This is a genomic window from Chloroflexota bacterium, from assembly GCA_016197225.1.
Lineage (GTDB): Bacteria > Chloroflexota > Anaerolineae > Anaerolineales > VGOW01 > VGOW01.
The window spans coordinates 34,652-57,326 of record JACPWC010000048.1; the positions used below are offsets into that span (position 1 = coordinate 34,652).

The following is a 22,675-nucleotide window of genomic DNA, read 5'->3' on the forward strand; positions in this document are numbered from 1 at the left end:
ATGTCCTCAATCACCATCAAACAGTCACCTTTCGAATCATTCAAACGCTTGCTCATCGGCCCGCGCCTGAACACCGCCGACGCGCCGCATCAGACCATCAGCAAAAAGATCGGGCTGGCCGTGTTCGCTTCGGACGCCCTCTCGTCCACCGCTTACGCCACTGACGAAATTTTGATCGTGTTGTTTGCGGCAGGCGCCGCCGCCCTAACCCTTTCCCTGTCTGTCGCCATTGCCATCATCATCTTGCTCGTCATTGTGACTATCTCCTACGAGCAGACGATTCATGCTTACCCGAACGGCGGCGGCGCTTACATTGTGGCTCGCGACAATCTGGGCGAAGGCCCGGCCCAAACTGCCGGGGCCGCCCTGCTCACCGACTACATCCTCACCGTTGCCGTTTCCATCTCGTCGGGCGTCGCCCAAATTACTTCTGCCTTTCCCGAACTTTACCCTTATCGGGTCTGGGTTGCCCTGGGAATGATTCTCATCATGACCCTCATCAATCTGCGCGGTGTGAAGGAGTCGGGCCTGGCGTTTTCGATCCCGACCTATTTCTTCCTGGGCATGGCGGGTTTCACCATTGCCGTCGGCTTCTTCCGGTATTTCACTGGCACGCTGGCCCCGGTCACTGGCGTCGAGGCCATGCACCACGAGGAAATTCAAGCCCTCGGCCTGTTCCTCATCCTCAAAGCCTTCTCCAGCGGCTGCACGGCCCTCACCGGCGTGGAGGCTATTAGCAACGGCATTACGGCTTTCAAAAATCCGCGCAGCCGGAACGCCGGAGCGACCCTCATCGCCATGACGGCAATTCTCTCGGTCATCTTTTTCAGCATGACCTTTCTAGCCGGACAGATTGGCGCGCTTCCATCGCATACCGAAACCATCTTTTCTCAACTAGGCCGGGCAATCTATGGCAACGGCCACCCGCTCTATCTGATTCTGCTCGCCGGCACGACGCTGATCTTGATCATGGCCGCCAACACCGCCTACGCCGATTTCCCCCGCCTGGCCGCTCTCCACGCGGGTGACGGTTTCCTGCCGAAGCAGTTGACCTATAAAGGGAGCCGTCTCGTGTTTACCTACGGCATCGTCACCCTGGCTTGCTTTGCGTCGCTCCTGATCGTCCTCTTTGGCGCGCAGACGACCGCCCTCATCCCGCTGTATGCCATCGGCGTCTTCATGTCGTTCACCCTCTCGCAGACCGGCATGGCCGTGCGCTGGTGGCGGTGCAGTAAACTCAAGCCCGGCGAAGAATGGACGCAACTAGGCTCCGTCCTGCGTTACGATCCCAAGTGGAAGATCAAGATCGCTATCAACGCCTTTGGCGCAGTGGCTACGTTCGTGGTGATGATCGTCTTTGCCGTCACCAAATTCACCTCCGGGGCCTGGATCGTCGTCCTGCTCATCCCGACTCTGGTGTTCATTTTCTTCCGTATCCATCATCACTACAAAGACCTGGCCGCCGATCTCTCGCTGGACTCGTTTGGCGCGCCGCCTCGCATCCGCCGCCACCGGGTGATCGTTCCCGTCAGCGGCATCCATCGCGGCACGCTACAGGCTTTGCGCTACGCCCGCGCCGTCTCCGACGACGTCACCGTCGTTCACGTTGCCACCGACCCCGCCGAAGAGGAGAAGATTCGGGCCAAATGGGAAAGGTGGGGCGACGGCGTCCGGTTGCACGTCATTCAGTCGCCATACCGGTTGTTGGTTGAGCCGTTGCTCGAATACATCCAGAGCGTTGCCGCCCAGCGCCAGTCAAGCGAAGTGTTGACCATCATCGTGCCGGAGTTTGTCCCTTCCAGGCAATGGCACAACCTTCTGCACATGCAAACGGCTCTGCTTTTGCGATTCGGTCTGCTGGGCCTGCACAACATCATCATCACCGAAGTGCCGTACCACGTCGGCGAAGACCGCTAACACGCTGCCGAATCAAAACAGCGAGCCGGGCTACCACGACCCTGGCTCGCTGTTATTTTAAATTCGCCTGCCACCCGACTTACCCGGCCTGCGAGTCTATCTTCTGCATAATCGCCCAGGCAAACCGCTCCGACTTGTCCAGCAGTTCGGGGTCCACGTTGTCGAAGTCGTCGCGTGCAGTGTGGAAGTAGGGCGGCATCTTGGTCTGCGGGTCGAAGTTCAGCAGGCCGAGCGCCTTTTGCCCGTAGCGAACACAGGTGGAAAGCTCTGAGTCCAGGCCGCGATAGACAAAAGGTTTGGCGGGCAGGTCGGCGTTTTCTTTGGCGACGGTTTCGGCGATCTGGATCAGGCCTGCGTCGGACTTTTGCGGGAACATCAGCGTTTCTTCGATCACATAATTCAGTTCCGAGTTTTTGCCGCCGATGTTGTCGAGCACCAGGTAACTGGCCCCGGGCGCGTCGGCCTCGGCGTGACGCTTGATCCAGTCGGCCAGGCCGTAGTGATGAACTTCCTCACAGCCGGTGTTGACTAAAAAGACTTCGGTGTTCGCCAGCGGTTCGCGCTTGAGTCGTTCGGCCAGAGCCAGCACGGCGGCGGCCCCGGTAGCGTTGTCGTTGCCGCCTTTGACGAAGGGCGTGGTGTCCGGCTGGATCGTGAATACCAAGCCGGCGACGAGTATCACCGAGACGTAGAGCGCAATGTCGCGCAGAAGCGGATCAGGATTGAAGATGCCGTAGACGAACAGGGCTAGCAGAACGACGTTGACCACGCCGGCCAAATTGGTAAGCACCTGAAAAACTTGCCACAGCCCCACCGACTGCATTGCCAGCGCCGTGCGGTGTGTGTCCACGTGGCCGGTGATGACGACGCGTTTTTTGACTTCGCCCGTTGGTTTGGCGACAGTCCACACGTTCTGGCTTTTTGCTACCGGCAGGAACCAGCGCACCGGGTTGTCGTATTTAAGAACTTGCAAGAAGAAGGAGCTGACGGCGATGAGGCCGATGATCGAAGCCGCCAATGCGCCCATCGAAGTGTTGGGTGAGCGCCCGGTGAAATAATAAATGACGACGGCCAGGGCCATCATGCCGAATGCCAACGCGAACGGAAGCCAGCCCGAAGTGGCCGAGTTGTATTCTTCCCAGTGCGCTTCGTAGCCCAACTGTTCAAGGGTGGCCTTGCAGTATTCGTGGGCCTTCTTCTCTTCCGGTGTGGTGCTCCCGCGCGGGCCGATGGTGTTGGTGAGGTAGTCTACGTGTTTGAGGGCGGTGTCGGACATAGGAGTTGGAGATTAGAGATTAGAGATTGGAGAATTGATCGTAGTCACGGCCAAAGCAGGCTTTTGATCTCGTTGCGTAACGCCTCAGCCAGCGCCTTGTTTGGATGAAGAGTCATACACCAACATTCCCAACTTCAGAATCTGTTCGCGCAACCTGGGCGAGGCGTTTTCCAGTGGCACTAAATCAAATGCGTATTGCGTCGCTATTTCAAGCCGACCATAGGCTTTTAAGAACTGACGCGGCGGCAACCCCTCCACCGCCAGATCAATATCCGAATCGGGCCGGATCACCTTACCCCAGGCGAACGAGCCGAAGAGATACACCCGCTCGACGCTGTACTCGTCGGCCAGAATTTGGGCGAGGCGTTTGGCTTCGGCGCGCGCTTTCTCGGCGGCGGCCCGCATTTCGGGCGTAAGTTCGGCCTTTGCCAGTTTGCGCCAGAAGGCGCGGTAAGGAGCCAGGTCTGTCGGGGTCATATATGTATTTTACCCTAACGCAGATTGTATAACCGAATCATGAAACAAAACGCGGCCCGGACGCGAAGCGTAGCCATGCCGCGAGTATAGAACGAAATGAACAATGAGACAATCAACAAATCGCAGCCCCATTGTTCATTGTCTCATTCTTCATTGTTCATTGCTTCGTGTTCACCCACACACTCTTCACTTCCGTATACAAGTCCAGCGCCTCCGGCCCCATCTCGCGGCCCCAGCCGCTCTGCTTGTAGCCGCCGAACGGGCTGGCCGGGTCGAAGTTGTTGTAGGTGTTGATCCAGATCGTGCCGGCGCGAATGGCGGCGGCGACGCGATGCGCCCGGCCCAGGTTCTCCGTCCACACCCCGCCGGCCAAACCGTAGTTTGAGTTGTTGGCGATGGCAATGGCCTGCTCTTCTGAGTCAAATGGAATGAGCGTGGCAACCGGGCCGAAGATTTCTTCGCGGACGATGGCCGACTCCTGGTTCTCGGTGTTGAACACGGTCGGGGAGAGGAAGAAACCGGGCCGGTCCAACCGGCTCCCGCCCGTCACCAGGGTTCCGCCCTCGGCCTTCCCCTTTTCCACGTAGCCCAGCACGCGCTCCAACTGTTCTTCGCTCACCAGCGGCCCCATCTGCGTGCCCTCGGCCAGCCCGTCACCCACTTTCGTTTTCTGCGCCGCCTCGACGAGCATGGCCTGAAACTGATCGAAGATACTCCGCTCAACCAGGGCACGACTGCCCGCCGTGCAAAGCTCGCCCTGATTGTAGAAAATGCCAGCCGTCACGCCGCGCACGGCCCGCTTGAGGTTGGCGTCGGCGAAGATGATGTTGGCGCTCTTGCCGCCGAGTTCGAGCGTCACCCGCTTGAGGTTGCTCACTGAAGCGGCTACGATCTTCTTGCCCACTTCGGTCGAGCCGGTGAAGCTGATCTTATCCACGCCGTTGTGAGCCACGATGGCCGCGCCGGTTCGCCCGTCGCCGGTCAATACATTCAGCACGCCCGGCGGCAGGCCGGCTTCAATGGCGAGTTCGGCCAATCGCAGAGCGGTGAGCGGAGTCTGTTCGGCAGGTTTGAGGACGACAACATTGCCCATCGCCAGGGCCGGGGCCACTTTCCAACTGGCGATCAGCAGAGGAAAGTTCCAGGGCACGATCGCGCCGACCACGCCGACCGGTTCGCGCAAGGTGTAATTCAAAATCCCCGGCGTGGACACCGGCACGGTTTGGCCGCCATATTTTGTCACCCAACCGGCGTAGTAACGAAAATGCTCGGCAACCAGCGGCAGGTCGCCGCGACTACTCTCGAACAGCGGCTTGCCGTTGTCCATCGTTTCGAGCCGGGCCAGTTCGTCGCGCTCCGCCGAGATCAACTCGCCGAGCTTGTAGATGATCTGGGCGCGTTTGGCGGGCGGCATGTTGGCCCAGCCGGGTTGCGCGGCACGCGCCGCCTGCACCGCCTGGTCAACATCCGACTCGTCGGCTTGAACGACGGTGGCAAGTTGCTGGCCGGTGGCCGGGTTCAACGTGGCAAAACGCGAGCCGCCGCGCGAAGCGGCCCATTCACCGTTGATGAACAGTTTGTGTTCGCGCTCGAGGAAGGCGTTGAGATCGGACATTGCATAATTTTGTAGGGGCGCGGTCACCGCGCCCCTACATATCAAATTTTATTTCTTCTTCTTGGCCGCCTTTTTCTTGGCCGGCTTTTTGGCGGCCTTCTTCTTTGTTGCCGCCTTCTTCTTGGGCGCGGCTTTCTTCTTGGCGGCTGGCTTCTTCTTAGCCGCAACTTTCTTCTTGGCAACTTTCTTCCTGGGCGCGGCTCGCTTCCTGGCCGGGGCGGCGGGCATCGGCTCGGCCATTGGCATTGGAGCCGGATCGGGCATCGTCGGCATGGGGGCCGACATCGGCTCGCCGCCGGACGGCATGGCCGTCTCGTCGCCGTTCTGGCCTTCGGCCATCATCACCCAACCGAGTCCCAGCCGGTTCAGCGTGGCTTCAGTCGGGTTGCCGGTGGTTTTGTCCCAACCGGACATCTCATAATACGCGTCCTGTGCTTTGTTCATTTCATCCTCCGTGAGAGCTACGCCTGCGGTTGGGCCTTCGCCCTGCAGGGCTTTATAGAATTTCTTCGGCAGTTTGTCTGCTTTGCGGTCAATGCCTTCGCGAGCGTTGAAGGCGCGCATCATGTTGAGGCGGCGTTCGCCGACGGCCATCAATTCGTCCAACGAAAAGTCGTTCCAGCCGGTCACGTTTTGAATAAGCTCGACCGACTCTTGCGGGCCGTAGAGCGTCCAGGCCGGGCCCCACACAAACTGGCACAGGTCAGCCGAGTCGAGGAAGGAGTAGAAGTGCTGGGTCTTCATGGCGAAGCGCACCTTCTCGTCGTCGAACGAGCGCGGAGCGAGGGTGTGATCAAAGCCCAACATTTTGAGGCGGCCCAGGTAGAGATCGGACGCGCCTTCTTCGATCATCGGGTCGTGTTCCGAAGATTGATGATCCGCGCCGAAGGGCAGGACGGCATAGATCAAACCGAGACTGCGCTTGGCCTGTGGCATGTGGGCCGGAGCCTCAGCGCCCTTGACGGTGATGAGGTAGTCGTGGCCCTTCTCCAGTTTGTCGGCGGCCTGGCGCGAGCCGAGGGCCAGCACGTTGCCAAAGCCTTCGCGCTTGGCCAGCATTTCGGTGGCTTTGACCATGGCTTCGGCGTCGCCGAACTTGAGCGGGAAGCCGACTTCGGCTTCGGTGAGCACGCCGTTCTCGTAGCACTCCATGGCCCAGGCCACGGTCGCGCCCGCGCCGATGGTGTCGAGGCCGTACTCGTTGCAGACTTTGTTGGCGTAGGAGACGGCGTGCAGGTCGCTGACGCCGCAGTACGAGCCGAAGGTGGAGAGGGTTTCATATTCGGGGCCGCCGGAGCGCGGCTCCACTTTGCGGCCATTGAACTCGGTTTCGACGACGCGCTTGCAGTTGACGGTGCAGGCGTAGCAGGTGTCGCGCTCTTTGAGGATGGTTTCAGTCATCACTTCGCCGGAGATCGGCTCGAAGCCTTCAAATTGGCCGGCATTGTAGTTGTAAGTGGGCAGGGTGCCGATGGAGTTCTGGAAGGAGAGCACCGAGGCCGTGCCGTGCATCTTGAGGCCGAGCACGTCGGCGTTGCTTTCGAGGCCACCCGCGCCGGCCTTGGCCAGTTCGTTGATGGCTTTGGGGTTGGCAGTTGGCAGGCGTTTGCTCTTGCCGCGCGCGACGACGGCTTTGAGATTCTTGCTCCCCATCACCGCGCCCAGGCCGGTGCGCCCGTTGGCCCGGTTGGCCATGTTGATGATGGCGGCCAGCGGCGAGAGCTTTTCGCCCGACGGGCCGCACTGGGCAATTTCAACTTTGCTGTCGCCCAGTTCCTTCTTCAGCAGGTCGTCCACTTCGGAGGTCGTTTTGCCCCACAGATGCGAGGCGTCGCGCAGTTCGGCCTGGCCGTCGTGCAACCACAGGTAAACCGGCTTTTCGGATTTGCCTTTGGCGACGATGCCATCAAACCCGGCAAACTTCATCTCGGCGGGGAAGAAGCCGCCACACTGCGAGTCGCCGATCCCGTCCACTAAAGGCGATTTCGCGTTAGCGGTCATGCGGCTCTGGCCGGAGATGGGCGCGCCGGTGAGGGCCGAGAGCATGAGGGTGAGGACGTTGTCGGGGCCGAGCGGGTCGGCGCCGGGCTTCAGGTCACGCAGGATGTAGTACATTCCCATGGCCGAGCCGCCGAGGTACTTGCGGTAGAAACCTTCGGATGGTCTCTCAACCGTCAGTTGGCCGGTGGTGAGGTTGACGTGCAGAATCTTTTGGTTGTATCCGTTAGGCATATAGTTCCTCCGTGACGTATAATTGGTTTAGCTGTAGCAGAAAGGCAACGGCGGTGAAACCGACTAAAACAAGATCAACTAATCCTAAAAACTCAAAGAAAAAACTTGTGCGAGAAGTGTACAGGGATGAATCTTATGAATACTACCCGCTTGGCAAGCACGTCGTGGCCGCGCCGGGCGTGTGTGGTGGGCGACCGACTTTCAAATATACACGCTTGGAAGTGAGCATTATTTTATCCCTAATCGCCGCAGGCGAAACGGTTGAACAGGTCGTCCGGGCCTATTCGCGTAGCCGGCTCACCCCGGAAGCCGTATCAGAAGCAATTCGCCTGGCCGACAAAGCCCTCGTTCGCTTTGCGAAAGTTTTACAGCCAGTGTCATGATCGTCGTTGACGAGAACCTGCATGACCAGCGGCTGATGACGGCAATTGCTGGCTGGTATCACGGGCAGGTCGTGTCAGTTACGACGTTGCGCCCTGGCTCCCTCATCAAGGACGAGGCTATTCCCGCTTTACTCCGCAAGGCCGCTCGGCCTACTTTCGTCACAATCAACACCGCCGATTTCTGGAAGAAAGTTCAGCCTCACAACGCCTACTGTGTTGTGGCAGTTGCTTTGCCCAAAGAGCGCATCCGCGAAGTCCCCACCTTTTTGCAACGGTTGCTCCGCCTGCCCGGCTTCAAAACCAAAGCTCTGAGAATGGCGAAGGTGGTCCGCCTCTCTCCCAACTACATCGAATACTACGAATCGGATCGGAAGATCCAATCATTCTTGTGGCCCGGATAGCATGTCAAGGCCATTTTACAAGATTACACACCGTCGAGTCAAAGTTTTAATTGAACGAATCGCGAGTCGTCAGCCGGTGGGCCAGCAGAATGGGAATGGCGGTGAGGCTGACGACCAACAGGGCCACGACGTTGGTCACGGGCCGGTCGCGCGGCCTCACCAGTTGGCTGAAAATCCAGATAGGCAGGGTGGCTTGTTGCCCGGCGGTGAAGGTGGTGACAATGACTTCGTCGAACGACAGGGCGAAGGCCAGCATGCCCCCGGCCAGCAGGGCGGTGGCAATGGTGGGCAGAAGAATGTAGCGGAAGGTTTGGAAGGTGTTGGCTCCCAGGTCCATCGAGGCCTCGATTTGCGAAAAGCCGGTGCGGCGCAGGCGGGCGATGACGTTGTTGTAGACAGTGACGATGCAAAAGGTGGCGTGGCCGACCACGATGGTGAAATAGCTGAAGGGAATGTCCATCAGGCTCAGGGCCGAGCGCAGGGCAATGCCGGTGACGATGCCCGGCAAGGCAATGGGCAGGATGACCAGAAACGAGATGGTTTCGCGGCCAAAGAATTTACTGCGGTGGACGGCCAGGGCCGTGAGGCTCCCCATCACCAGGGCCAGGCCGGTGGCCGAGGCCGCCACCTGAAACGAGAGCGAGAGCGCCTTCCAAAGCTCGGTGTCGCAATTCAGGAAGGAGGTGCATCCGTCCATCAGCCGGGTCCAGGCCACGCCAAACCAGGCGGGGGTGAGGCCGGGTGGCGGAAAGCTGAAGGTAGTCTCGTCGGTGGTGAAGGCGTAGAGGGCGATGATGAGGATGGGGAAGTTCAGAAAGACCAGCGCCCCCACTGCGGCGGCTTTGAGGCCCCACGAAGCCGTGTTGAGTTTAGAGCGCATCGAAGGCCCCCAGCTTTCTGGCAATGACGAGATAGATGCCCATGATGACCATTGGAATGACGGTGAAGGCGGCGGCCAGCGGAATGTTGCCCGCTGTTCCTTGTTGTACTAACACCACCTGGCCGATAAAGTAACTGGAGTTGCCGATTGCGCCTGGGATGATAAAGTCGCCCAGGGTGAGCGAAAAGGTGAAGATGGAACCGGCGACCACCCCCGGAAAGGCTAGGGGCAGAATCACGGTGCGGAAGGTTTCGCCGGGCCGCGCCCCCAGGTCTCCCGCCGCCTCGATCAACGACTTTGGCACGCGCTCCAGCGCGGCCTGGATGGGCAGGATCATGTAAGGAAGCCAGACGTAGACGAAGACCAGAAACATGCCCAGGGCCGACACCGACAGGGACGGGCCGCCGATGACGGGCAGACCGAGCACCCAGTCCAGCGCCCCCTGCAGGCCCACTTGGGTGACGAGCCAGCTAATGATCCCTTCTTTAGCCAAAATCAGCTTCCAGGCATAAACCCGGATGAGGTAGCTCGACCACAACGGAAGCAGGACGGCCAGGTAGAGGAAGGCTTTGGTTTGCCCGGTTGCGTAGCGGGCTATGTAGTAGGCTAGCGGGAAGGCGATGATCGCCGCGGCGACGGTCACAGTGGCGGCCATGCCGGCGGTGCGCAGGGTGACATCGAAGTTGGCCGGGGTGAATAATTCGGCGTAGGTGGCAAGCGTGAACTCGCGGATGACGAGGCCGGTGAAGCCGTCGAGGTGATAGAAACTTTGGACGACGAGGGCGAAGAGCGAGCCGAGATAGACCACGCCCAGCCAGACTAAAGGCGGCGCTAATAAAAAGATGAGGGATAAGACAGGGCGGCGGTAGAAAAAGGTAGAAAGTTGCCGCCAGAGATCGTTTTGAGATGCGGGAGTCGTTGCCATGAGTTTAGAAGCTGGAAGTTGGATGTTGGAAGTTGGACGCCGGATGCTGATTTCCAACCTCTAATCTCCAATCTCCAATTCTCTAATCTCTAATCTCCACACTCACCGGCCGGTTGTGGGCACGCTCCCACACCAGCTTCACCGGGCGGCCACGGGCGGCCAGCACGTCCATCGAGGTCGCGTGCAGGTTCTGCTCAACGACCGTTAACTCACCACCACCCTCCATTTCAACCAGATAGCGGGTGTGCATTCCCAGATACACAACATCGCGAATGCGGCCCGGCGTGGCGCACTCATTCTCCGACGCCGTCGCATTCACGTCACGAATGTGAATCTTTTCTGGCCGGATGGAGAAGGTGCTGGCCGAGCCGGTGATGGCCCTGGCGGTTTGCCCGTTGATGAGGTTGGAGATGCCGACGAACCCGGCCACGAAGGCGGTGGCCGGCCGCTCATACACATCGGCGGGCGACCCGATTTGTTCGACTTTGCCGCGATTGAACACGGCCAGCCGGTCGCTCATCGTCAGGGCTTCTTCCTGATCGTGGGTGACAAAGACGAAGGTGACGCCGACTTGTTTTTGGATGGCCTTGAGTTCGATTTGCATTTGCTGGCGCAGTTTCAGGTCGAGCGCGCCGAGCGGCTCGTCGAGCAGGAGCACCCGGGGGTGGTTGATGAGGGCGCGGGCCAGGGCCACCCGCTGGCGCTGGCCGCCAGAAAGTTGCGAAGGCCGGCGTTTCGCCAGGCCGGGCAGTCGAACCAGTTCGAGCATTTCGTCCACCCGCCGCTCGCGCTCCGCTTTAGGCACATTTTTGATCATGAGGCCGTAAGCAACATTTTCGCCGACGCTCATGTGCGGAAAGAGGGCGTAGTCCTGAAAGACGGTGTTCACGTCCCGCTCGTAAGGCGGCAGGTCGGTCACCTCCTGGCCGTGCAGTTCAACGCGGCCCGAAGTGGGCAGTTCAAAGCCGGCGATCAGGCGCAGGCAGGTGGTCTTGCCGGAGCCGGACGGGCCAAGCATGGAGAAAAATTCACCGTCGAGAATATCGAGGTTGAGGCCGTCAACGGCGCGCACCTCGCCAAAATGGCGGCTGACGTTGATGAAACGGACGGCGGGAATGGAAGAAAGGTTTGAAACAGTCACACGGAGTTGGACGAAGGACGATAGACGAAGGACGGATATAGACTTTCGTCCATCGTCTATCGTCGGTGGTCGTGGGTTAGCGTCCGCCGATCACGGCCACGTAGCTGGTGACCCATTCGTAATACGGCACGCAGTCTTGTTTGCCGTCACCGCAGTCGGTGGTGGGCGTCTTCCAGAAGTTGATCTTGCTGAAGTTCTCGAAGCCGTTGGTGGCGCAGCCGGCGTCGGTCAGCAATTCGTTGCCGGCGCAGGCGGCGGGCACTGCCGGCACCGAACCAAACCAGGCGGCCAGGTCGCCTTGCAGTTTGGGGTTGAGCGAATGCTCCAGCCACTTGTAGGCGCAATTGGGATGGGGGGCATCCACGTGCATCATAGTCGTGTCGGCCCAGCCGGTAGCGCCCTCTTCGGGGACGATGCTGGCGACCGGCACGTTGCTGAACTGCAGGAAGTTAACCTGGAAGGGCCAGGAACTGGAGGCGGCCACCCCTTCGTTGGTGAAATCATCCATTTGGATGAAGGCATCGTGCCAGTAGCGGCCTACCAGTTCTCGCTGTTGCCGCAAGAGATTAAGGGCGGCGTTGAACTGATCGCGGTTGAGGGCATACGGGTCTTTGATGCCAAGCTCGGGGTTGTGGGCCATCAGGTACATCGCGGCGTCGGCCACGTAAATCGGGCCGTCGTAGGCCTGGACACGGCCTTTGTTCGACTCGCCGTCGGGCAGTGTCGTCTCCTCAAAGACCACGTTCCAACTGGTGGGCGGCTGCTCGCCAAAGACTTCGGTGTTGTACATGAGCACGTTCGGCCCCCACTGGTAAGGCACGCCGTAGTGCTTGCCGTCTACCGTGTGCCAGGGCGCGTTTTGCAGGCGCTCGTCCACCGTGCCCCAACTTGGGATGAGATCAATGTTGATCTCTTGCACCCGCCCGCCGGCGATCAGGCGGTTGCTGGCGTCGCCCGAAGCGGTGACGAGGTCGAAGCCGCCTTCGTTCATCAGAGCCACCATTTCGTCCGAGGTGCCGGCGGTCTTGACGTTGACTTTGCATCCGGTATCGGCCTCGAAGCCGGTCACCCAGTCATAGGCCGGGTCGGTCGAGCCATTTTCAATATAGCCGGCCCAGGCCACGATTGACACTTCGCCTTCGCCGTCGCCAATCGTCTGCAATGGCCCGCCGGCTTCCACGACCGGTTCGGGAGTGGCGGTGATGATCACTTCCTGCACCACCGTCTCTCCCTGCACTTCCACCACGCGGGTGACTTCCACAGTTTCCGGGGTGGGCGTCGGGCCGCAGGCGGCCAGCAACAGGCTGACCATTGCCAACCCGGCCAATACTTTATGAATCAATTTGGTGTTCACTGCTTGCTCCTCCTAAGGGTGTAGATAAAATGTGACATCCGACTTGCCGTTTGGGTGAGCGTTGCGCAGGAAATCTTGGCCGTATCACCTGCCTTTCGTTTTCGCTTGGTATAAATTAGATGAGGATGAGAACAAGTATAGTGATTTTACTAGTAGAGTCAACGAGTTGTCGGACAACGCAATTTTCTATCATTCCATCCGAATCTGGATACAATGGCCTTATTCTCAGGAGGTTCTATGCCCGACTTTTTACTGGTTCTTCATTCCCTCGTGCGCTGGCTGATCCTGATCGCGGCCCTGGCCGCCGTGATCCGGTTCCTCGCGGGCTGGCGGCGGGCGGCCCGGTTCGACCGGCTGGACAACGGGTTAGCCGCCGTCTTCAGTGGAATGATGGATTTGCAAGTCGCCCTGGGCCTGATTTACATGTTCTGGACGGGGTTTGCCGGGGCCGGCTTTGCGCCCTACCGAATCCAGCACGCCATCACCATGATTTTTGCCGCCATTGCCGCCCACCTGCCCTCGCGCTGGAAAAAGGAGATCGACACAATCCGTTATCGGAACAGCCTGTTTGCCGTTCTGGGCGCAATTGTCATCATCATTGTCGGGCTGGCGCCGTTATCTCAAAGGTAGTTGCTGAATGAACAAAGATTGCTCATGAAATACTTATCGGCGTAGGCCAAACGTCATTTGACACCTGGGGTCACTTTGTTTATACTGCAAACTGTCAAAGGAGCCAAGGAAAAAGCCTATGCCCGGAGATAAAGCCTCACTGGAGTTTGCTGCAACCTAAAAGCACGCGGGAGTTCTGTATCCGCGTGCTTTTTTGTTTCTATCCCACCTCACACTTTACGGAAGGAGAAAATTCACATGATGGACAATCGGATCGCTAAAATTGAGAAGGCCAAACGCTATGCTGAGGAGCGCCACCGCTTTCGCTTCGAAAGTTTTTCAGTAAAGTTCCACGGCGACAACAACGACCACGCCGTGAGTTTCGATAATGGGAAATGGCATTGCGACTGCGAGTACTTTTTGATGCACAATTGTTGCAGCCACACAATGGCCCTTGAACGTTTGCTCGACAAAATGTTGCCTGAACTGGTGGCTGAAGCCGCCTAAAAACTGAATACAACCATCAGACCGGGCGGGGTTCCACAACCTCGCCCGTTTTGTTTAATCGTGGAGTATAATCTCTTCATCCTGCGGGGCTTGGCCCCGCTTTTTTGCGCGTGGTAACTTTCAATGAAACGTTGGCAATTCTTCCTCGGGCTGGCCGTCAGCGCCGTTTTTGTCTGGATTGCGCTTCAGGGCATTGACCTGAGCCAGGCCTGGGCCGCCCTGCAGAGCGCGAACTACTGGTGGCTCGTTCCAGCCATTGTCGTGTACTTCCTGGCCGTGTGGGCGCGAACCTGGCGCTGGCACTACCTTCTGCGCCCGCTCAAGCACATCTCACTCCGCGCCATGTTCCCCGTCGTCGTCGTCGGCTACATGGGCAACAACATCTACCCGGCCCGCATCGGCGAGCTTTTGCGGGCCTACATCCTCAAGCGCAAAGAAGACGTGCCGGTCAGCGCCAGCCTGGCCACCGTCGTCATCGAGCGCGTGTTCGACGGCGTGGTCATGTTGGGCTTCGTCATCTTCAACCTGCCGGCCCTGGCCGCCGTCTCCGGCGACTCGGGCTATGTGGGCAGTATCCAGCAATGGTCGTCAGCTTTTGGACTGGCCTGGAATCGCTTCGCTCGCCAGTCAACATCTTCATGGTCTTTGCCACCTCGGTCGTCATCTGGCTGTTGGAAACGGTGAAATACTGGTTTGTCATGCACGCCTTCAGCTTCAGCGTTCCCTTCTTCACCCTCATGCTCATGAACGGCATCGTCAACCTGGCCACCACGATTCCGTCTGCGCCCGGCTACGTGGGTACATTCGATGCGCCGGGCATCGCCGTGCTTTCGGCTTATGGCGTGCCGCGCGACATTGCCGCCAGTTACACCATCGTCCTGCACGCCGCTCTCTGGCTCCCCATCACCGCGCTGGGGCTGTATTACTTTGGCAAAGAGAGCTTGTCGTGGAGCAATCTGGAAACAGAACTGGCCGAGGTGAGAGAGGCCAAAGAAGGGGTTTGAAAGCCGCCTGTTTTGAGGTGTGAAGTTGTCGGAGCAAGTTCGTAGTCAACTTTTGCCTCCTTATTTTGTTTATCTTATCAGGAGGCTGCGATGAAGACACTTTACATGGATTGGTCAGGCGACCCCGGTTTCAAATTCAATCGAGGTTCGTCCAAGTTTCTTGCTTTTGCCTGTCTTGCTACTACTGCCGGTTTTGCGGAACCTTTGAAAAAGCTTCGCGATGACTATAGGCTTGGCAGCAATTTCTATTTCCACTTCAAGAACGCTTCAGAACTGATCAAGCCCGCCTTTTTTTCTTTGCTGGCTCAAACAGATATTACGGCTGTTGCGTTGCGAGTTGACAAACCTGCTCTTGGGCAGGATTGGCGCAAAATGCGGGGCGACGACCTGGTAGCGCACTTCGTCGCCGAAACTGTTGCCGAAATGCCTGCCGAGTCGATTGATAACGCGGTCTTGCTCATTGACGGAAGTCGAGACGAAGTTGCTCTGCAGCAAAGAATACGAATTGCCGTATCAGACAAATTGCGACGCGTTGGCTCAACCCTGCTCAAAGATATCCGGGTGAGGCCAGCGCGTGAAGAAGACGGCCTGCAAGTAGCCGATATGCTGGCAGGCGCGACGGCAAGCGAGCACATTGGCGACAATGCCCTCCTTGGCTACTTGCACGACAAGGCTAAACTGATAGACTTCACGGGGAAATAAAACCGCCCCGGCTAGTTGGGGATGCTTTTATTCAGGCTCCTAGCACCTGAAACCCAACCCGCGCCCATCTGTCGGGCACGACTTCACCGGGGGGAACTTGCAAAGCAAGCTTACAAGGCTGATTATAAGCCTGCTCAGAGAGATGCGTCAATCATGAAAATCGCTATCGTCGGCGCTGGCCCGGCCGGGCTGGCCGCCGCCTACGACCTCACCAAAGCCAGGCACAACGTCACTCTCTTTGAGGGCGCGCCCAACGTCGGCGGCCTCGCCGCCGGGTTCAAAGCCTCACACTGGGAATGGTCGCTCGAAAAGTTCTACCATCACTGGTTTCAATCAGACAAAAGCATCCTCGGCCTGATTGACGAATTGGGCTGGCGCGACCAAGTCGTCTTTCCGCGCCCGTACACCGTCATTTACTACGACGGCAAATTCCACCCCTTCGACTCGATGTTCACCAACATGCCGCTGTTTCTCCTGCGGCACTTTTCAATTCCCGACGTGATCCGCTTCGGCCTGGCTGGCGCTTACCTGCGTTTCTCGCCCTGGTGGCAACCGCTGGAAAAAGTGACCGCCGACGAGTGGACACGCCGCTGGTTCGGCGAAAACGTCTACAAGCTTTTATGGCGGCCCCTGTTGGTAAGCAAATTTGGCGAAGAAAACCTGAAGGTGGTGAACATGGCCTGGCTGTGGGCGCGCCTGCACAGCCGCACCACTCGCCTCGGCACCTTCATCGGCGGATTTCAAGCGTTTTTAGATAAGCTCGCCGAAGTGGTGAAGAAGCAGGGCGCGCAAATCTGGTTGAACAGCCAAGTGACGGGAATCAAGAAAAGCGCTGACGGCGGCTTCAACGTAGAAACCGTCTCTGCCGGGGCAACGTTTGACCTGGTCATCTCCACTTCATCGCCGGCGGCCATGGCCCGGCTTGCCCCTGACCTGACTAGCGAATATGCCCAGAAACTGCTCAACCTGAAATCAATGGGCGCGGTAGTGATGGTGCTGTCGCTCACGCGGCGGCTCACCAAGTATTACTGGCACAACATCCCCAAAGAAGCCGGTTTCCCATTTTTGGCGCTGGTGGAGCACACTAACTACATCGGCCCCACTCATTACGGCGGCGACAACCTTGTTTATTGCGGCGATTACCTCGACTCCGACCACGAGTATTTCCGCCTGGCGGACAATGAACTGCTGGAGCGGTTCCTGCCCGCCCTCAAACGCTTCAATCCTAACTTTGATCGCAGTTGGATCAAAAGTTTCTGGGTTTGGAAAACGCCGTACGCTCAGCCCGTGCCGCCGGTCAATCACTCGCAAAACATCCCGGCGATTCGTACGCCGCTCAAAGGCCTGTATTTTGCCAGCATGAGTCAGGTCTACCCCTGGGATCGCGGCACGAACTTCGCCGTCGAAATCGGGCGGAACGTAGCGAAAATGGTGATCGAAGATTACGGGCCGGGGAACAAGTGACGGCTTCACCAGAAACTTTGTGTTTAGGTGACAGTCGCACTGTCGCCCGCAGTGCAACTGCGGGCAAATCAAAGACTGGAATCAAAAACGCCCCGAAATTTCGGGGCGTTTTTGCTGAGTTAGGCGATTGCGTCTTTGAGGGCCTTGATGGGGCGGGCCTTCACTGCAGTTGTGGCTGGTTTAGCCTTGATTGTGATGGGTTGCTTGGTGAATGGATTGACGCCTGGTCGCTCGGGTTGAGCGGGCTTGTGTACTGCCGTGAGTTTGACCAGGCCGGGCAGGGTCATTTCGCCCGAGCTTTTGAGTTCGCTGGTCGCAATCGTGGAGATTGCCTCAAGTACAGCATTCACCTGCTTTTTCTCAAGCCCGGCTTTTTCGGCCAGCGCCGCCACAAATTCGGATTTATTCATTCCTTTTGCCATTGTTGTGCTCCTTTGTTGAAAGTGGTTCGGATACGAAAGTGGCCGAAACTATACTCTAAAATGCGGGAATGCGCTAGCGGGGGGGCATTTTGTAGGCCGGATGTTCTAGGGGCGAAAACAGCGGGTTTTTGCATTAAAGGGAGCGCACTCAGCTAAATTCGCCAAATCCGTGTTATCTTTCTTGCGAGCCGAAAGCGCTCAACTCGCTTCAGGAGATAACCCGATGAAAAAAGGCCAAAAGAAAAAACAAGATAAAGCGCTCAAGAAGCGCACAAAGGAGAAACTTTCTCACAAGCGAGAGCGGGCGCTTGGGGCGGTGACGGCCTTGTACCAAGTCCGCCACGCGCGCAATTACCCCATTGAAGGCTGTTGGGCCCAGAAAGACTGGCAGAGTGGGGAGGGCGGTTTGGCGGTTGTCGTCGTCGCCCGCCGCCAGCCCAACGGCAACATCGTGTTTGGCAACTACTTGGTGGACGTGTTATGCCTGGGATTGAAGGACACCTATTGCAACGCCGATATTCCAGCGAGTGAATTTCGCCACGACGCTCTTCCTCACATATATCGCAGCGCCGGGCCGCCGATGAGCATCTCGCCCGCGCTGGCCCACGAAATTGTCTATGGCGGCATTGAGTATGCGGCCAAATTCGGCTTCCAGCCTCAGCGCGACTTCCGGGACTCGCAATGGGTGCTTGACCCGCCGGAGACGCACCCCCGGAGTGGCAAGGTAGAGTTTGGCAAAGACGGCAAGCCCTTGTTCATCTCCGGGCCGTATGACAACGCCGAAGCCATCGTCCGCCAACTGATACGCACCGCCGGGGAGGGCAATTTCAATTACCTGATGATGCTCGGCGAGCCGCCGGACGATTTCTAACCTCCAATCTCCTCTCCAAACGTCCAGCCGGGCAATGTGGCACCCTCATGCTACAATCTCCGCATGATCCACTTCTTCTCTGAGAACGAAAACAAAAAAACAGTCCGCTGGACGCAAATCAAGGATGCGGCGTTCAACGTCCGCCGGGCGTTTGGGGTGGTGTGGGGCGCGCACCCGGCCTCGGCTTTAGGGATGGCGGCCTGCTCGTTGATCGGCTCGGCGCTCCCCGCCGCTCAAGCGTGGGTGGGCAAGCTGATCGTGGATGCGGTGGTGACGGCTGTCAATCTGCGTACCGACCCTCAAGTGGGTCTGCAAGCCGTCTTGCCGTTGTTGATCATCGAGTTCATCCTGCTCTTCATTCAGGCCGCCAACGGCCAGGCTCGTAGTCTGGCCGAGCACATTCTGCACGCCCGCATCAACCTGAGCATCAACTCGCGCATTATTCGCAAAGCGCTCGACCTCGACCTCTCGCACTTCGAAAACGCCGAGTTCTACGACAAACTGCAGAACGCCCGCCGCGAGGCCGACTGGCGCAGTTTGCAAATCGTCAACGGCGGCTTCTTCCTGATTCAAAACGTTATCACTCTGATCTCGTTTGGGGCGCTCCTGTTCCGTTTTAGCCCGTGGCTGGCGCTCCTGTTGTTCGCCGCCACCATCCCGGCCTTCATTGCCCAAAGCCGTTACGCCGAACTTAACTTCCGCGTGCTGTCGTGGCGCGCGCCCGAAGCCCGCAAGCTCATGTACCTGGAGCATCTGCTCACCGACTACGAAGCCGTCAAAGAGGTCAAACTCTTCGGCCTCGGCGAGCCATTGCTGGGCCGCTACGCCGACCTGTTCTGGAAGTTCCTGCGCGAGGATCAGACCATCGCCCAAAAGCGGAGCGTGGCCTCGCTCGGCTGGGGATTGCTGGCGACGCTCTCTTTTTACACGGCTTACGCCTGGATCGTCTGGCGGGCGGTGGGCGGGCTGATCACCCTGGGCGACATGACTCTTTACCTGACTATCTCCCGCTCCAGCCAGGGCATGTTCGAAGCCATTTTCTACGGGCTGAGCGACATGTATGAAAACGGCCTCTTCATGTCCAACCTCTTCGCCTTTCTGGAGCTTGAGCCACAAATGGTGGTTGCCGCCAATCCCCAACCGGCCCCGGTTGAGATCCGGCACGGCATCGAGTTTCGCAACGTCTCGTTCAAATATGAAGGCCACGACGATTATGCTCTGCACGACGTGACCCTGAAGATTCAACCCGGCGAGAAGATCGCTCTGGTCGGTCCGAACGGCGCCGGGAAAACGACTCTGATCAAACTCCTCACCCGCCTCTACGACCCCACTGAGGGCCAAATCCTCCTCGACGGCGTTGACCTGCGCGACTACGATTTGCGTGAATTGCGCCAGCGAATCGGCGTGATCTTTCAGGACTTCGTGCGTTATCACCTGGCCGCCTTCGAGAACGTGGGCTTCGGCCAGATCGAATCGCTGGAAGATCGCCCGCGCATCGTCGGTTCAGCGGAAAAGAGCGGCGCTGATCCCGTTATCGCCGCCCTGCCCGAAGGCTACGAGACCATGCTGGGCCGCTGGTTCTCCAAAGGCCGCGATCTGTCCGGCGGCGAGTGGCAGAAGATCGCCCTGGCCCGGGCCTTCATGCGCGACTGCGAAGTAATTGTCCTCGACGAGCCGACCGCCGCCCTCGACGCCGAGAACGAATTCAAGGTCTTCCAGCAGTTCCGCGAGCTGACCGCCGACAAGATGGCCGTTCTCATCAGCCATCGCTTCTCCACCGTCCGCATGGCCGACCGCATCTTCGTTATCGAAAACGGCCACATCACCGAGCAAGGCACGCACGGCGATCTGCTGGCGCTGGGCGGGACTTATGCGCGGCTGTTCACGTTGCAGGCTGAGTCGTACAAGTGAGGGTTCAGGAGTAGAATCACGGCATGCAACTCGACAAAGAGCTTTATCGCAAGACTTATGAATCCTTCAAGCAATGGAATGATGCCAAATTGCTTGACCGCGTGCGAGACGCCGACAAATTGACGCCAGCCGAACTTTGGCACCGGTATGTTGATCTCTGGGAGTTCGCCAAGAAGATAGCCCCGCCTCAGAGTGAACGACAGCAGGCACAAGCTTTCACAGAGTGGGTCGAATACTACGCTAAGATGCAAAAATTCGAGGCCTGGAGGCGGGCGCATGGAAAAAGGGCTTGAACCTTCCCTGCGAAAAGCAATTGACTGGCTTGAAGCACGCGGCTACCGTTATGCAATTATCGGCGGTGTTGCGGTTTCGCAATGGGGCTTTATGCGCACTACCGATGATGTTGATCTAAAGTTGCTCGTCCCCAACTCCAACTACCCTGCCATTCGCGCCGCTTTGCGAGCCGCTTTCCCTGATCGCGCCAGAAAACATGTCCCGGAAAACACCTTTATCGTTGATGTTGTCATCGAAGGCGTGATCGTAGATTTTCTTCTGGCCTTGCCTGGATACGAAGAATTGATCATAGAGCGAGCTTCTCAACGCGACCTGGGCGGTTGGAAAGCCTGGGTTTGCTCGATAGAAGATCTGATCATCCAAAAATCTTACGCCGGGCGTGGCAAAGACTTGATAGATTTGGAAGAATTGTTAATCGCCCATCGCGGCAAACTGGACGAAGACTACATTGAGAATTGGGTGAGCCAATTTGCCGAAGCACTGGAGAAGCCTGAAATCCTCACCGGCTATCATCGCCTGCTCACTCAAAGCAAATCGCTGGAATGACCTTTTCACGCTCCACGCCCCACGCCACACCCGGCACTCTTCCCTCCACCCTCGCCCGCCACGCCCAAACCATCCCTGACCAGCCCTTCACCCGAATCCTGAAAAAAGGGGTTGTCGAAAAACAGCGCACTTTCGCCGAAGCGTGGACATGGTCGGCGCAGTGGGCGGCCTTGTTCGCCGAGCGCGGCCTCAAACACGGCGAGGCCGTCATCATCGCCCTGCCCAACTGCGACGCCTTCGTGGGCGCATACTTCGGCGCGCTCATGGCCGGCGTTGTCCCGGCTCCGGTTGCTCCCGCTCGTCGCCTCGCCGCCGACGATCCTTATCTTGCCACGCTCGCCGACCGAATCCGCTTCGTCAACGCTAAAGCTCTCGTTGTGCCAAGTGACCAAGCCAAACTCGCTCAACTTCCACAGTTCAGCCACATTGCCGTTCTCGCCGAAGGGCAGGCCGAAGCAATGACGCCGAACTACGACAGCCACTCCACCGCCGATGATCTCGGCCTCGTTCAATTTACCTCCGGCACGTCGGGCGACCCCAAAGCCGTCCTCCTCACCCAGCGGGCCCTCCTCGCCCAAACCGCCCTCCTCCAAACCTCGCTCGCCCTCTACGACCGCTTCAAAGATTGGGCCGTCTCGTGGCTGCCACTCTTTCACGACATGGGCCTCATTGGCTTCCTGCTCACCCCGGCCTACACCGGCGGCCTCGTCAACCTCATCCCGGCAGAAGAATTCGTCCTCCGCCCGGCCTCGTGGCTCAGAGCACTCTCCGAAACCAAAGCCACCATCACCGGCGGCCCGCCTTCGGCTTACGCCCTGTGCGCCAAACGCCTCAAAGACGCAACCGGCTACGACCTCAGCGCCGTTCGCGTCGCCCTCGTCGGCGCAGAAACCGTGACCCGCGACAGCCTCGCAACCTTCGGCGAAAAATTTGCCGCCGCCGGGTTTCGCTCCGCCAGCTTCACGCCCACCTACGGACTCGCCGAGGCCGCTCTGGCAGTGACGATGCCCGCGCTGGATCGCGACCCAAAGTTTGATGAAGTGGATTTTGCTAAACTGGCCGATGGCGAAGCCCGACCTGCTCACTCCGGTGACACCCGCCTCTTGGCCTCGGTGGGGCCGCCACTGCCGGGCGTCGAAGTCGCCATCGTCGCCGACGACGGCTCAACCTTGCCCGAACGCCGAACCGGCGAAATCATCGTCCGCAGTCCGAGTTTAATGAGCGGCTACCATGCAAACGCAGAATCAACGGAATACGCACTACGCAATACCTGGCTCTGGACCGGCGACCTCGGCTACCTCGCCGACGGCGAACTTTACCTCACGGGCCGAAAGAAGGAAGTCATCATCGTCGGCGGGCGCAACTACTATCCTGACGACGTGGAGCAAATTGCCAGCGCCGTGCCAGGCGTGCGCGCCGAGCGCGTAGTCGCCATTGGTGTTGAAGATGCCGGGACGGCATCCGAGCGATTGGTTGTGTTAGCCGAATTTGATCCTGATGAAGATCAAGATGCTCTACGCTTGCGCCTCCGCCAAACTTTAGTGGCGGCAGGCTACCCGGCGGGTGACGTGATCCTGCTCAAACCCAAATCCATCCAATCCACCCTCACCGGCAAACTCAAACGCCTCGACTGCAAAGCGCGTTACCTGGCCGGGGAGTTTGGGTCAACGGATTGAACATATTGAACAGATAAAAGGATAAAATATCATCTACTAAATCCGCTTGCGAAGCGTCCATTGTCCAA

Annotated in this window: 21 protein-coding genes and 1 pseudogene; 13 read left to right on the top strand and 9 right to left on the bottom strand. The window is 58.6% G+C overall.

Annotation, left to right across the window (positions count from 1 at the left end; translation table 11 throughout):
- Window positions 1-1,917: an APC family permease gene (locus HYZ49_08035; protein MBI3242226.1), complete on the top strand. Its 1,917-nt coding sequence runs from the start codon at window positions 1-3 to the stop codon at window positions 1,915-1,917.
- 79 nt (window positions 1,918-1,996) lie between these two features.
- Here HYZ49_08035 and HYZ49_08040 read toward each other — a convergent pair whose 3' ends face one another.
- The 4 genes from HYZ49_08040 to HYZ49_08055 form a co-directional block, all read right to left on the bottom strand.
- Window positions 1,997-3,193, bottom strand: coding sequence for a M28 family peptidase (locus HYZ49_08040; GenBank protein MBI3242227.1), 1,197 nt, complete (start codon window positions 3,191-3,193; stop codon window positions 1,997-1,999).
- A gap of 84 nt (window positions 3,194-3,277) precedes the next feature.
- Entirely contained in the window at window positions 3,278-3,670 is a 393-nt protein-coding gene (locus HYZ49_08045; GenBank protein ID MBI3242228.1) for a nucleotidyltransferase domain-containing protein, read from the bottom strand.
- Window positions 3,671-3,827: 157 nt separating this feature from the next.
- Window positions 3,828-5,285: an aldehyde dehydrogenase family protein gene (locus tag HYZ49_08050; protein MBI3242229.1), complete on the bottom strand. Its 1,458-nt coding sequence runs from the start codon at window positions 5,283-5,285 to the stop codon at window positions 3,828-3,830.
- Between the two features lie 48 nt (window positions 5,286-5,333).
- Entirely contained in the window at window positions 5,334-7,517 is a 2,184-nt protein-coding gene (locus HYZ49_08055) for an aldehyde ferredoxin oxidoreductase family protein (GenBank protein MBI3242230.1), read from the bottom strand.
- Between the two features lie 53 nt (window positions 7,518-7,570).
- Here HYZ49_08055 and HYZ49_08060 point away from each other — a divergent pair, with 53 nt between their 5' ends.
- Window positions 7,571-7,900, top strand: a complete 330-nt coding sequence (locus HYZ49_08060; protein ID MBI3242231.1) for a DUF433 domain-containing protein — start codon at window positions 7,571-7,573, stop codon at window positions 7,898-7,900.
- On the top strand, window positions 7,897-8,301 hold the full coding sequence (locus tag HYZ49_08065; GenBank protein ID MBI3242232.1) for a hypothetical protein: 405 nt from the start codon (window positions 7,897-7,899) through the stop codon (window positions 8,299-8,301). The genes HYZ49_08060 and HYZ49_08065 overlap by 4 nt, the downstream gene beginning before the upstream one ends.
- Before the next feature lie 46 nt (window positions 8,302-8,347).
- Here HYZ49_08065 and HYZ49_08070 read toward each other — a convergent pair whose 3' ends face one another.
- From HYZ49_08070 to HYZ49_08085, 4 genes are all read right to left on the bottom strand, one after another.
- Window positions 8,348-9,181 (bottom strand): ABC transporter permease, encoded by an 834-nt coding sequence (locus HYZ49_08070; GenBank protein MBI3242233.1) that lies wholly within the window; start codon window positions 9,179-9,181, stop codon window positions 8,348-8,350.
- On the bottom strand, window positions 9,171-10,106 hold the full coding sequence (locus tag HYZ49_08075; protein ID MBI3242234.1) for an ABC transporter permease: 936 nt from the start codon (window positions 10,104-10,106) through the stop codon (window positions 9,171-9,173). The genes HYZ49_08070 and HYZ49_08075 overlap by 11 nt, the downstream gene beginning before the upstream one ends.
- A gap of 82 nt (window positions 10,107-10,188) precedes the next feature.
- Window positions 10,189-11,247 carry an ABC transporter ATP-binding protein gene (locus HYZ49_08080; protein ID MBI3242235.1) on the bottom strand — a complete coding sequence of 353 codons (1,059 nt, stop codon included), beginning with the start codon at window positions 11,245-11,247 and terminating at the stop codon, window positions 10,189-10,191.
- Between the two features lie 76 nt (window positions 11,248-11,323).
- Window positions 11,324-12,559 carry an ABC transporter substrate-binding protein gene (locus tag HYZ49_08085; protein MBI3242236.1) on the bottom strand — a complete coding sequence of 412 codons (1,236 nt, stop codon included), beginning with the start codon at window positions 12,557-12,559 and terminating at the stop codon, window positions 11,324-11,326.
- A 279-nt stretch (window positions 12,560-12,838) separates the two neighbouring features.
- Here HYZ49_08085 and HYZ49_08090 point away from each other — a divergent pair, with 279 nt between their 5' ends.
- The 5 genes and pseudogenes from HYZ49_08090 (at window position 12,839) to HYZ49_08110 (ending at window position 16,887) form a co-directional block, all read left to right on the top strand.
- Window positions 12,839-13,231, top strand: coding sequence for a hypothetical protein (locus tag HYZ49_08090; GenBank protein ID MBI3242237.1), 393 nt, complete (start codon window positions 12,839-12,841; stop codon window positions 13,229-13,231).
- A 237-nt stretch (window positions 13,232-13,468) separates the two neighbouring features.
- Complete coding sequence (locus tag HYZ49_08095; protein ID MBI3242238.1) at window positions 13,469-13,717, top strand: hypothetical protein; 249 nt, start codon at window positions 13,469-13,471, stop codon at window positions 13,715-13,717.
- 123 nt (window positions 13,718-13,840) lie between these two features.
- Window positions 13,841-14,721: pseudogene (locus tag HYZ49_08100) on the top strand (flippase-like domain-containing protein).
- Window positions 14,722-14,811: 90 nt separating this feature from the next.
- Window positions 14,812-15,423 carry a DUF3800 domain-containing protein gene (locus HYZ49_08105; GenBank protein MBI3242239.1) on the top strand — a complete coding sequence of 204 codons (612 nt, stop codon included), beginning with the start codon at window positions 14,812-14,814 and terminating at the stop codon, window positions 15,421-15,423.
- A 153-nt stretch (window positions 15,424-15,576) separates the two neighbouring features.
- Window positions 15,577-16,887, top strand: a complete 1,311-nt coding sequence (locus HYZ49_08110; GenBank protein MBI3242240.1) for an NAD(P)/FAD-dependent oxidoreductase — start codon at window positions 15,577-15,579, stop codon at window positions 16,885-16,887.
- Between the two features lie 119 nt (window positions 16,888-17,006).
- Here the strand turns inward: HYZ49_08110 and HYZ49_08115 are convergent, their stop codons facing one another.
- Window positions 17,007-17,309 (bottom strand): HU family DNA-binding protein, encoded by a 303-nt coding sequence (locus HYZ49_08115; GenBank protein MBI3242241.1) that lies wholly within the window; start codon window positions 17,307-17,309, stop codon window positions 17,007-17,009.
- Window positions 17,310-17,532: 223 nt separating this feature from the next.
- On the opposite strand from HYZ49_08115, the gene HYZ49_08120 reads away from it, so the two are divergent.
- The 5 genes from HYZ49_08120 to HYZ49_08140 all read left to right on the top strand — a co-directional run bounded on the left by HYZ49_08120 (window position 17,533) and on the right by HYZ49_08140 (window position 22,607).
- Window positions 17,533-18,180: a hypothetical protein gene (locus HYZ49_08120; protein MBI3242242.1), complete on the top strand. Its 648-nt coding sequence runs from the start codon at window positions 17,533-17,535 to the stop codon at window positions 18,178-18,180.
- A gap of 63 nt (window positions 18,181-18,243) precedes the next feature.
- Window positions 18,244-20,091, top strand: coding sequence for an ABC transporter ATP-binding protein (locus tag HYZ49_08125; GenBank protein ID MBI3242243.1), 1,848 nt, complete (start codon window positions 18,244-18,246; stop codon window positions 20,089-20,091).
- 23 nt (window positions 20,092-20,114) lie between these two features.
- A complete protein-coding gene (locus tag HYZ49_08130; protein MBI3242244.1) occupies window positions 20,115-20,384 on the top strand; it encodes a hypothetical protein in 270 nt (89 codons plus the stop codon).
- Window positions 20,368-20,931, top strand: coding sequence for a nucleotidyltransferase (locus HYZ49_08135; protein ID MBI3242245.1), 564 nt, complete (start codon window positions 20,368-20,370; stop codon window positions 20,929-20,931). The genes HYZ49_08130 and HYZ49_08135 overlap by 17 nt, the downstream gene beginning before the upstream one ends.
- The gene (locus HYZ49_08140) at window positions 20,928-22,607 is read left to right on the top strand and encodes an AMP-binding protein (protein MBI3242246.1); all 1,680 of its coding nucleotides are present in this window, start codon (window positions 20,928-20,930) and stop codon (window positions 22,605-22,607) included. The genes HYZ49_08135 and HYZ49_08140 overlap by 4 nt, the downstream gene beginning before the upstream one ends.
- The last annotated feature ends 68 nt before the right edge of the window (window positions 22,608-22,675 follow it).